Source organism: Synechococcus sp. 63AY4M2, from assembly GCF_002760475.1.
Lineage (GTDB): Bacteria > Cyanobacteriota > Cyanobacteriia > Thermostichales > Thermostichaceae > Thermostichus.
This window is the reverse complement of the sequence record NZ_AXUX01000001.1, coordinates 2,237,105-2,247,606: the sequence shown is the minus strand read 5'-3', so window position 1 is coordinate 2,247,606 and position 10,502 is coordinate 2,237,105. Positions and strand designations below refer to the sequence as shown.

Here is a 10,502-nt window from a genome sequence, read left to right as displayed (position 1 = left end):
CTTAGGGGCTAAATCTTGAGTTTGTTGGTACTGACGCACCCAGCGGTGTACTGTTCTTTTGGTCACCATGAAGCGTTTAGCTACCTGGCGGATGGAGGTGTTACCTGCCTGGTAGGCTGCTACAACTCTTTGCCGCAAATCCAAAGAATGAGTCGGCATTCCTTTCTCTCCTTCCTCTTGAATACCTGTACCCTATTTTAAATTAAAAGGCTGTATTTTGCAGAGCTTAGAGAAAAAACACAGGGAACGAGATCACAGCCACGGAAGACTTGAAGGGATAGCATAAACTACTGCCAAGGGCAGGGATCCCTGATAAGACCTGCAGCTTGCTGACACGGCTGGCGTATGCTAGAGAATAAAGATTTCTTTACACTTTACCGGAGCGGACTGTGACAGCTCTTTCGACGGCCCCAACCTTGCCCCAAACCAAGACGGTGGCGGTGGAAATGCAGGGGGTGTGGAAGCGTTTTGGGCAGCAGGTGGCGGTTCAGGACTTGAGCCTGCGGATCCCGCAGGGGGAGGTGTTTGCCCTGCTAGGGCCCAACGGCGCCGGCAAATCCACCACCATCCGCATGCTCACCAGCCTGACCCGCCCCAGCCAGGGATCCATCCGCGTAGGGGGGTATGATGTGGTGCGGGATCCCTTGGCGGTGCGGCGGCAGATCGGCGTGGTGTTGCAGCCCATCACCCTGGAAGCAGAGCTGACGGTTTGGGAAAACCTGGAGTTCCATGGGCGCATGCACCACATCCCCAACCCGGAGCGGCAGCAGCGCATCGACGAGTGGCTGGAGTACGTGAAGCTGGCCGACCGGCGGCACGACAAAGTGAAGACCCTCTCCGGCGGCATGAAGCGGCGCCTCCAGGTGGCCAGGGCGCTGTTGCACCGGCCTCAAATTTTGTTTTTGGACGAGCCAACCGTTGGGTTGGATCCCCAGGCGCGGCGGCTGCTGTGGGAGATCCTGCGGGATCTGAACCGGCAGGGGATGACCTTGCTGATTACCACCCACTACATGGAAGAGGCCGAGGAGCTGTGTGACCGCATCGGCATCATGGACGGCGGGAAGCTAATCGAGCTGGGCAGCACCGACCAGTTGCGGGCCAAGTACGGAGAAGCCCTGCTGGTGCGCTCCCGCCCTGGCCAGGAGGTGAGCTACACCTTTTTCCCCAGCTTGGCGGAGGCCCAGCGGCAGTTGGAAGCGGAACCCGACAAAACCGGCCTGATGGTGCGCCCTGCCAACTTAGAAGATATTTTTGTACGCTTGACGGGCCGTCGCCTGGATTAGCGCGCCCTCAGCCTCAACCTCTCTCCTTCGGAAAGAGGGAGGTTACGGTTTTTCCTCTCCCCATCCCTCCTTTGGAGTGGGGGGCTCGAACTTGTAGCCAACTCCGCGCACGGTGCGGATCAGCTCCGGTTGGCTGGTATCGGTTTCCAGCTTCTTGCGAATTTGGCCGATGTGGACATCGACCACCCGTTCATCTCCCTCGTGGTTAAAATCCCACACCTCTTGAATCAGCTCAGACCGTCGCCACACCCGTCCTGGGTGTCGAGCCATGGCGTAGAGCAAATCAAACTCTAGAGCGGTCAGGTTAATCGGGCGACGGTCACGGATAACTTCTCGGGTGGTCGGGTCGATCACCAAGGAGGGAAAAGTCAAAACCGGCGCGCTGCCTGTTTCCGTTCTCGTCCGCCCTCGGCGCAGGATAGCCTGTACCCGCGCCTGTAACTCCGGCAGGCTGAAGGGTTTGGTCAGGTAGTCATCTGCGCCTAGCTGAAATCCTTGCAGCTTGTCGGCAGGATTCACTCGGCTGGTTAACATCAACACATACACGCCGGTCTCTTTTTGCATCTGCTGGCAAAGGTCGTAGCCGCTCACATCCGGCAAATTCAGATCCAAAATCACCAAGCCTGGCTGAAAAGCGCGCAACTGCTGGAGGCCCTCGGCCCCCGTCGTCGCTACCTCGACTGAGTACCCCTGCCGCTGCAAATACCGCTTGAGCAGCGCGCAAATGCTGGGATCGTCATCGATGATGAGGATGCGTAACATGGCAGCTTGACGCTCTCACAGTCAGCACGAGGCAGAGTTGTAGAAAAGCCCTGCCCGCAGGGCAAACGCATTTTGCGCCTGGGCAGGAGAGGGCAGCCCATCCAGACTACAACAGATAGCTTCAGGTTTTTACATTACCCATTGGATTGCACCAGGAGCTTGGCCTTTCTGGAACCCTCTTTCTCTGGGTAAATCAAGGGAGGCTAACCCAAGAATCTCAGGCATTATTCATTCTACTGGGTTGTCCGGAGGAAAGGGAAAGGGTAAGGTAAAAGGGATTCGCGCAGCAGCTTCTTGCCCGCAGAGAGAAGCCCATTCAAAAACCTCGCCACTTCTGTACTTGCAGGCCAAACCTTAAAGTTGCACGCCGGTTTATCCCAGAAGCCTATGTACAATCCCAACGAAGTCTTTCGCAAAGATATCCAGTTGGCCCTCTTCACCTGGGGGATCCTGGAGCTGGCCTGTTTTGTCATCATGCCGTTTACCCGGGCCTACGAGTATGCGCAGGTAGCGGATTGGCTGTGGCCTTCGCTGGTTTTGGGACCGGTGGGGGCGGTGGTGGTGGCCTTTTGCTCAAAGCTCACAGTAGCTGCTAATTACATCCCCGACCCGAAAAAGAAAAGGGCCCAGCGACAAATTGCCCAGGTCATCAGTTTCTTCGGCTTCCTGGGCTTGGCCTTGCCCTTGCTCCTGGCCGGGTGGACATTTGGCCACGAGGTTCTCACCACCGACTGGGAGAATATGTTCACTAAGTAGAAACTAAACTTGCTACTGATTTGCTCCAGACAGCGTTGCCCCTGGGTAGGTGGCTTCCCAAGGCAGTACACAGAGGCGAAACTAGAAGTACCAGAGATGCTCTGGTACTTGCAAGCGTTGGCAAAGCCCTTTGCTTTCGTCTCCGGCTTTTGGGAGCTAAGTTTTGGATGGCTAACTACCCAATGCGAGGCCGTTCTTCTCCTGCTGCCAGCGGTTTTCCCTTCGGCACCTTAATGGCACTGAGCCTCTCGGTTGGGGTCTTGGCTGCTCTGGGTTGGCAGGCGTGGCGGTTCATTGCCCCCCTGCTGGCTCCTCCTGCGGCGCCTCAGTTTCCTCGCGCGGTGCGTGTGGATCCCTTACCCAGCCCGACAAGTTTGCCTTCCTCCCCCTCTGTTCGCGTCAGTGGGACGGAGTCCTTGCCGGCGGCGGGCACCATCGACCCTGAGGCCTTTCCCCCCGGCAGCCGCGGGCGGGTAATCGAGCCCATAGGTCTAGCCATTCGCAGCCAGCCTTCTGCTGACGGAGCCTACCAAGGGGGAATTGTGGCGGGGGAAACGGTGACGGTGCTGGAGTACAGCGCTGATGGCCGCTGGCAGCGGGTGCGGCGGGAGCTAAACGGCCAGGAAGGCTGGGTGCGGGCCGGCAATTTGGGCCCCGTGGAGGGTGGGGCAGCGGTTGCTTCAGCCACAACTGCTGCAACGCCTGCGGTCGAATCCACACCAGAGTCCACTCCTTTGCCGACTCGGCCCCCCGCAGCAACAAGCATTGCCCCAGGTGCGCAGGGGCGGGTGATCGAGCCGATTGGCCTGGCGCTACGGGCCACTCCCGACCGGGAAGGGGCTTACATTGGTGGCCTGCCCATGAATGAGGTGGTGACGGTGTTGGAGTACAGCGCCGATGGCCGCTGGCAGCGCATCCGGCGCCAGAACGGGCAGGAAGGTTGGGTGCGGGCCGGCAACCTGGCGCAAGAGTAGCAAGATGCCCCGGTGGGGGATTGTAGGTTGGCGAGAGCTTGTGGTTGGCTGGGACAGTACCGCCAGCCGCTGTCGGGAGGGGCAGGCGCGCTAGCGGGAGGGAGTTCTTACACTGGTGGCAGCACCTGGTGTCTTGGTTTCAGTGGTCATTGCTGCGACCCCTGGCCAAAGGGATGGTTCTGGTGGCCCTGGGTCTGGGAGCCGGCATGACGGCTTGTCGCCCGCCTGTCGAGCCGGGGCCAGCCAGGGATGGGCAGGCGATCTCTGCCTCGGCTACGGGCACGCTGGAGCTGTGGGCCAACGGCGAAGCGTTCCTGCGGGAGGGGCTGGTCTCCAAAGAGGGCTGGGCGTTGCAGTTTGAGCATGTGTACGTGACGCTGGCGGACATTACGGCCTACCAGACGGATCCCCCTTTTGATCCGCAAGGGGAAGGCGAGCTCCAGGCCAAGGCCTTGGTCAGCCTGACAGGGCCTCTTACGGTGGATTTGGTGCCGGAGCGAGCCCTGCTGGGATCCCTGGAAGCCCCCCCTGGGCACTACAACGCCCTGGCCTGGCGCCTAGTGCCGGCAGCGGAGGGGCCAGCAAAGGGCTACTCCCTCTGGATCGAGGGCAGAGCTCGACCGGCAGAAGGGGAGGGAGAGGCGATCCCCTTTGTGCTCAAGTTCAGCCCCGAGCTGGCTTTTGTCTGCGGCGAGTACGTGGGGGAGACGCGCAAGGGCTTTGTCCGGGCAGGCCAGGTGGCGGATCTGGAGGCGACTTTCCACTTCGACCACCTGTTTGGGAATGGCAGCCTGCCTCCCAAGGACGACCTCAACTCAGCGGCGCTGGGGTTTGCCTCCCTTGCGAAGTTGGACCCAGTCGACCCAGTCTCCCTCGAGCAAGGGCTAAAGGCGGGATCCCAGCCGCTGGAGGTGGACTGGGGCAGCCTGCAGGAGGGATCCCCTAGGGCCCAGGCTGTCTTGCAGAGCCTGCAGAGCTTGGGGCACGTGGGAGAGGGCCACTGCCGCGCCTCCTCTGGCGGCCTCGGCGGGACGGGATCCTTGCCTTAGGTTTTAGGCCTGGGTGGCTTTTGAGATCGAAGGGTGTCCTCTGTCTTTTGCTGACCGATGAACTCAGTCTGGCCAAAGCGCATCCCTTTTTCCCCTTCCTGGCAACTGAGCTGGTTGGCCTTGGGCCTGCTCCTATCTCCGCCGGCTTGGGGCCATGGGGTGGAGGCCTCTTGGCGGGCTGTTCCCACCTTTGAGATCCAGGCCCGCTACGATTCCGGCGAGCCGATGCGTTTTGCCCGAGTTACGGTGTTTGCGCCCACCAATCCCACTCTCCCCTGGCAGGAGGGAGAGACAGACGGAGAGGGCCGGTTTTGGCTGCAGCCGGATCCTGAGCTTAAGGGACTGTGGCAGGTGCGCATTCGCCAGGCCGGCCACGGCGGGGTGGTGAACGTGCCGGTGGGCGAGGAGGGTATGCAGGCAGAAGGGATCCCCAGCCCCTCCTCCCCTGGCTTTGGCCCCCTGCAGCGGGGGGTTATGGCTGCCTGTGTTATCTGGGGCTGTTTGGGCACGGCCCTGTTTTTTTCCCGGCCCCGCCCCTTCCAAGGCCCAGAACTCCCCGACTCCCCAGTGGATGCTGCCGCTTTGAGCCAAGACTAGCCATGCACATCAGCGAGGGCCTTTTGCCAGCACCGCTTTGGCTGGGGGGTTATGGCATCACTGCCCTGCTTACGGGTTGGAGCCTACACCTCCTCCAGCGGTTGGAAAAGGATCCCCGCCGCCAGCTCCCCAAGGCAGCGCTGCTCACGGCGGCCTTTTTTGTCGCCTCCTCCCTTCACCTGCCTTTTCCCCCGGCCAGCCTGCACCTGCTGCTCAATGGGCTGATGGGCGTGATGCTGGGGGCCTTGGCCTACCCGGCAATTGTGGTGGGCCTGTTTTTTCAGGCGGTGGCTTTTGGGCATGGGGGGTTGACCACCCTGGGGATCAACGCCGCCATTATGGGGATCCCGGCGCTTCTGGCAGGAGGGATCTTCCGGGCAAGCCGGCGCTGGTTGGGCACGGGCTGGGCCGCTTTTTGGGCGGGAGCGGTGGGGGTGGTGCTGGCGGCGCTGCTGTTTTACGGCGTGGTGCTGGCGGCGCTGCGCAGGGAGGGGATCCCTTCCACCTCGGCAGAGCACCTGGCTCTGACCAGTTTGGTAGCTGCCCACCTGCCGCTGGCAGGGGTGGAGGGGCTGTTTACCCGTTGGGTGGTGGGGTTTTTGCAGCGGGTGCAGCCGGAGCTGCTGGGAGAAGATGCCCAAAGATAGGGCTGAGGCTGTTCATCCCTGTCGTCGGGCCATGCCGGTTAGGGAGAGGATGCTTTCTTCACAAGCTCCCCTGCCGCCGCCCCCTTCTTGGCTGCACCGCTGGCGGCCCCTGCCCAAGCTGGTTGGCCTGCTGGCACTGATGGCGGCCTTTGCCCAGGTGCAGCGCCTGGCCTTGCTACCCCTGGTCTGGGCGGTGGTGGCTTTTCTCTGGGGGCTCTCCGGATTGCCTCTGCGCCGAGGGCTCAGACGCCTGGCCGCTCCCGGCGTTCTGTTGATAGCCTTTGTCCTCTTCCTGCCCTTTGCCGTTGGGGACACCCTCCTCTGGCGCTGGGGATCCCTGGCTTTGCGCTGGGAGGGGCTGGAGAGGGCGCTTTGCCTTGGCGGGCGCAGCCTGGCGCTTTTAGCGCTGGCGACGCTGCTGTTGGAGACCACTCCCCTACCGGCCCTGTTGGCAGCTTTGCGGGCGCTGGGGATCCCCGACCTCCTCCTGGAACTGGCCTGGCTAACCCAGCGCTATTTGCAGGAAGTGGGCAGCCAGTGGCAGCGGATGCAGCGGGCCGCGCGGCTGAGGGGCTGGCGACCGCGGGGATCCCTGTGGCAGCCTGGGCCAACTTGGCGGCAAGACCTGCCCTTTCTGGCTGCTGCCGTGGGCACTTTGTTGGTTCGCAGCTACGAACGTTCGCAGCGAGTTTACCAGGCGCTGCGCCTGCGGGGCTACGGGCGGGCGCCCTTGGTGCCGCCAGCGGCTGGCGGGGATCCCTGCAGTTGGGCGGCCACCGGGCTGGCGCTGGCAGTGGCTGTTGGCTTGGTTTTGGTTAACTTTGGGGGCTATCCCGATTGAGCGGGTTGGCAGCGAGTTAGACAAGATAGACGCTTCTCTTCCCCGCCTTTAAAAGCAAAACCCAACTAGAACTAGAATAAGAAGGCTTTAATCTTCTCAGCTCTTGTCGCCATTTGCGCGTCCTCTCCTGGGGCTATGAACTGGTTAGAAACCGCTTTGTCTACCTCTTCCCTCAAGGAAGCGCCGGCTGTTGCCGTTTTGCACCTGGGCTGTGAGAAAAACCGGGTGGACACCGAGCACATGCTGGGCCTGCTGGCCCAGGCAGGCTACCGGGTGGAGGGCGACGAAGACAGCGCCGACTACGTCATCGTCAACACCTGCAGCTTCATCGAAGCGGCGCGGCGGGAGTCGGTCAGCACCCTGATGGAGCTGGCGGTGCAGGGCAAGAAGATCATCATCGCTGGTTGCCTGGCGCAGCACTTCCAAGAGGAGCTGCTGCGGGAGATCCCCGAGGCGGTGGCCATCGTCGGCACCGGCGACTACCACCAGATTGTCCAGGTTATCCAGCGGGCAGAGCGGGGAGAGCGGGTTAACGCCGTTACCTCGAGCTTAGATTACATTGCCGACGAGACCGTCCCCCGCTATCGCACCACCCATGCCCCGGTGGCCTACCTGCGGGTGGCGGAAGGGTGTGATTACCGCTGCTCCTTCTGCATCATCCCCCACCTGCGGGGAAAGCAACGCTCCCGCCCCATCGAGTCCATTCTGCGGGAAGCAGAACAACTGGCTGCAGAAGGGGTGCAGGAGCTAATCCTCATTTCCCAGATCACCACCAACTACGGGCTCGACCTCTACGGGGAGCCGCGGCTGGCCGAGCTTATCCGCGCTCTGGGCCAGATCCCCATCCCCTGGATCCGCATGCTCTATGCCTACCCCACGGGCATTACGCCGGCGGTGGTGGAGGCCATTCAGGAGACGCCCAATTTCTTGCTCTATCTGGATCTGCCGCTGCAGCACAGCCACCCAGCGATCCTCAAGGCCATGAACCGCCCCTGGCAGGGCCAGGTTAACGACCGGCTCATCGAACGGCTGCGCCAGGCCCTGCCCAAGGCTGTCCTGCGCACCAGCTTCATCGTCGGCTTTCCTGGCGAGACAGAGGAGCACTTCCAGCATCTTTTGGAGTTTGTCCAGCGCCACCAATTTGACCATGTGGGGGTGTTCACCTTTTCCCCGGAAGAGGGCACGCCCGCCTACCATCTGCCCCAGCAGGTGCCGGAGCCCCTCAAGGAAGAGCGCCGCGCCCGCCTAATGCAACTGCAGCAAGGGATCGCCTTCCGCCGCAACCGCGAGCAGGTGGGGCAGGTGGTGCCTGTGCTTTTGGAGCAGGAAAACCCCCGCACCGGCGAGTGGATTGGCCGTTCCCCCCGCTTTGCCCCTGAGGTGGACGGGGTGGTGCATGTGCGCGGGCCCGGATCCCTGGGATCCCTGGTGCCGGTGCAGATTACGCGGGCCGAGCCCTACGATCTCTTTGGCCAGGTGGTGGAGGCGCCAGCAGGCTTTAGCTGGAGCGGACGGTAGAATAATTCGGTTGAACTTCGGAAAGGCGAGATGGCCAGTGCAGATGAGCTGAAACAGGCGGCAGCCCAAGCGGCGGCCCAAAAGGTGCAGTCGGGCATGGTGGTGGGGCTGGGCACGGGATCCACAGCCGCCTTTGCTGTGGGCGCCCTAGCCCAGCGCATGCAAAAGGAGGGGCTGCAGTTCATTGGGGTGCCCACTTCCGAGCGCACGGCAGAACAGGCCCGCTCTCTAGGGATCCCGCTGGCCACGCTGGAGGAGCAGCCGCGCCTAGATCTTGCCATCGATGGAGCCGACGAAATCGAAGTGGGATCCCTCAACCTCATCAAGGGGGCAGGGGGAGCTCTGCTGCGGGAGAAACTGGTGGAGGCCAGCGCTGCTGAGCTCATCATCATCGCCGATGCCTCCAAAAAGGTGGCCCACCTGGGCACCCGCTTCCCGGTGCCGGTGGAGGTGGTGCGCTTTGGCTGGAAGACGACCCTAGCGCGGGTGGAGGCCCTGGGCTGTCAGGCGGTGCTGCGGCGCACTGCCGAGGGGGATCCCTACCTCACCGACGAGCAGCACTACATCCTCGACTGCCAGTTTGGCCCCATCGCCAATCCGGCCAAGCTGGCCGAGCAGCTCAAGGGAACGGTGGGGGTGGTGGAGCACGGCCTGTTTATCGGCATGGCCACGGAGGCCATTATCGCTGGGCCTGAAGGGATCGAGACGCTGCGGCAGAGCTGAGGGCCAGCTCGGCTGCTAGCAGGATGGCCTGCTTGAGGCTCTCGGCGCGGGCTACCCCCTGCCCGGCTAGGTCAAAGGCAGTGCCGTGGTCGGGGGAGGTGCGAATAAAGGGCAGCCCCAGGGTTAGGTTGACGGCCCGGTCAAACGCCAGCAGCTTCACGGGGATCAGGCCTTGGTCGTGGTAGAGAGCCAGGTAGGCATCGGCCACAGCAGGAGCTCCTTGACCATACCAGGCCTGGGCGGGCGCTAGCCACATGGTATCGGGGGGAAGCGGCCCCCAGATTTTGGCGTGGGGATAGGTTCTTAGCAGCTCCGCCAGCCACGTTTTCTCTTCCTGCCCAAGCTGCCCCTGCTCGCCAGCATGGGGGTTAAGGCCAGCCACAGCAATCACCGGATTGACAATCCCAAAGAGCTTACGCAGGGATCCAACCAGCAAGTCCAACTTCGCGCGCACCAGCTCCGGGGTAAGGGTGAGGGGCACCTGGCTCAGGGGGATGTGGGTGGTGGCCAGCAAAACCCGGATCTGCCAGCCGCTGTGGGGAGAACGGGCCACAAACAGCATGCCGTAGCGCTCGCTCCCGCTGAGCTGGGCCAGAACTTCTGTTTGGCCAGGGAAGGGGTAGCCCGCCTGGTGCCAGAGGTATTTGGCAATGGGAGCGGTCACGATCCCCTGGAACTGGCCCCGCAGCGCTTCTTCAATAGCTGTTTTCAGGTAGGCAAAGCTGGCCGCCCCGCTTGCGACATCCCCCCGGCCCACGCGCGACGGCTCTAGGTAGAAGCCGCTGCCGCCCTCCAGCACCGGGATCCCTGCCGGGTCGGCCAGGTCGGTTGCCCCTCGCTGGCGCAGAAGGCAGTAGGTAGCTTCCAAAACCTGCCGCTCGCCCACCACCGTTATCTGGGCGCAGGCCTGCACCTGGGGATCCGCCAGCGCCTTGAGCACAATCTCTGGCCCAATCCCCGCCGGATCTCCCAATGTCAGGGCTAGCTTCGGCAGCAGCAAGCTCATTTTCTATTTCTAGTCCAATTTCTAGGGATCCCCCCGAAGGGGGAACCTATTAGAGAAGGATTTATCAAGGAAGAGCTGTTGGGCGTTTCCAATTTCTAGGGATCCCCCCGAAGGGGGAACAATGGAGTTACGTGGTTCCAGAATAAGCGGCTGGAGAAGTTTCCAATTTCTAGGGATCCCCCCGAAGGGGGAACACGATGGGAAAGCGGGGGTAAGGGGGTCAGGGGGATATCGTTTCCAATTTCTAGGGATCCCCCCGAAGGGGGAACTTCGGTTCCTGGGGCTGGGACTCAACAGCGCTTCCTTGTAGTTTCCAATTTCTAGGGATCCCCCCGAAGGGGGAACT

At 62.2% G+C, this 10,502-nt stretch carries 12 protein-coding genes and 1 CRISPR repeat array; of the genes, 9 read left to right on the top strand and 3 right to left on the bottom strand.

Translation table 11 applies throughout. The features are described from left to right. The coding region (locus SYN63AY4M2_RS09970; protein ID WP_143597441.1) for a helix-turn-helix domain-containing protein at positions 1–159 on the bottom strand (159 nt) is incomplete at its 3' end. Between the two features lie 275 nt (positions 160–434). Between SYN63AY4M2_RS09970 and SYN63AY4M2_RS09965 the strand changes: the two genes are divergently transcribed. Then, positions 435–1,283 (top strand): ABC transporter ATP-binding protein, encoded by an 849-nt coding sequence (locus SYN63AY4M2_RS09965; RefSeq protein WP_099834987.1) that lies wholly within the window; start codon positions 435–437, stop codon positions 1,281–1,283. A gap of 42 nt (positions 1,284–1,325) precedes the next feature. Here SYN63AY4M2_RS09965 and SYN63AY4M2_RS09960 read toward each other — a convergent pair whose 3' ends face one another. After that, positions 1,326–2,045: a response regulator transcription factor gene (locus tag SYN63AY4M2_RS09960; RefSeq protein ID WP_011431117.1), complete on the bottom strand. Its 720-nt coding sequence runs from the start codon at positions 2,043–2,045 to the stop codon at positions 1,326–1,328. A gap of 387 nt (positions 2,046–2,432) precedes the next feature. On the opposite strand from SYN63AY4M2_RS09960, the gene SYN63AY4M2_RS09955 reads away from it, so the two are divergent. From SYN63AY4M2_RS09955 to rpiA, 8 genes are all read left to right on the top strand, one after another. After that, positions 2,433–2,801: a hypothetical protein gene (locus tag SYN63AY4M2_RS09955; protein WP_099812877.1), complete on the top strand. Its 369-nt coding sequence runs from the start codon at positions 2,433–2,435 to the stop codon at positions 2,799–2,801. 167 nt (positions 2,802–2,968) lie between these two features. Beyond that, complete coding sequence (locus tag SYN63AY4M2_RS09950; protein WP_011431119.1) at positions 2,969–3,775, top strand: SH3 domain-containing protein; 807 nt, start codon at positions 2,969–2,971, stop codon at positions 3,773–3,775. 128 nt (positions 3,776–3,903) lie between these two features. Then, the gene (locus SYN63AY4M2_RS09945) at positions 3,904–4,824 is read left to right on the top strand and encodes a DUF4382 domain-containing protein (protein ID WP_228375292.1); all 921 of its coding nucleotides are present in this window, start codon (positions 3,904–3,906) and stop codon (positions 4,822–4,824) included. A gap of 57 nt (positions 4,825–4,881) precedes the next feature. Beyond that, positions 4,882–5,421: a hypothetical protein gene (locus SYN63AY4M2_RS09940; protein ID WP_011431121.1), complete on the top strand. Its 540-nt coding sequence runs from the start codon at positions 4,882–4,884 to the stop codon at positions 5,419–5,421. A 2-nt stretch (positions 5,422–5,423) separates the two neighbouring features. Beyond that, positions 5,424–6,068 (top strand): cobalt transporter CbiM, encoded by a 645-nt coding sequence (gene cbiM / locus SYN63AY4M2_RS09935; protein WP_099834784.1) that lies wholly within the window; start codon positions 5,424–5,426, stop codon positions 6,066–6,068. Between the two features lie 49 nt (positions 6,069–6,117). Further along, positions 6,118–6,909, top strand: a complete 792-nt coding sequence (gene cbiQ, locus SYN63AY4M2_RS09930) for a cobalt ECF transporter T component CbiQ (RefSeq protein ID WP_099812875.1) — start codon at positions 6,118–6,120, stop codon at positions 6,907–6,909. A gap of 135 nt (positions 6,910–7,044) precedes the next feature. Beyond that, positions 7,045–8,427 carry a 30S ribosomal protein S12 methylthiotransferase RimO gene (gene rimO, locus SYN63AY4M2_RS09925; protein WP_099887356.1) on the top strand — a complete coding sequence of 461 codons (1,383 nt, stop codon included), beginning with the start codon at positions 7,045–7,047 and terminating at the stop codon, positions 8,425–8,427. 30 nt (positions 8,428–8,457) lie between these two features. Continuing rightward, the gene (gene rpiA / locus SYN63AY4M2_RS09920) at positions 8,458–9,150 is read left to right on the top strand and encodes a ribose-5-phosphate isomerase RpiA (RefSeq protein WP_011431125.1); all 693 of its coding nucleotides are present in this window, start codon (positions 8,458–8,460) and stop codon (positions 9,148–9,150) included. On the opposite strand, the gene pdxA is transcribed toward rpiA, so the two are convergent. Continuing rightward, positions 9,107–10,156, bottom strand: coding sequence for a 4-hydroxythreonine-4-phosphate dehydrogenase PdxA (gene pdxA, locus SYN63AY4M2_RS09915; RefSeq protein ID WP_011431126.1), 1,050 nt, complete (start codon positions 10,154–10,156; stop codon positions 9,107–9,109). The two genes, rpiA and pdxA, sit on opposite strands and share 44 nt — an antisense overlap. Before the next feature lie 10 nt (positions 10,157–10,166). Continuing rightward, a CRISPR array of direct repeats spans positions 10,167–10,501; the repeat unit is 36 nt; unit sequence GTTTCCAATTTCTAGGGATCCCCCCGAAGGGGGAAC. Between the last annotated feature and the right edge of the window lies 1 nt (position 10,502).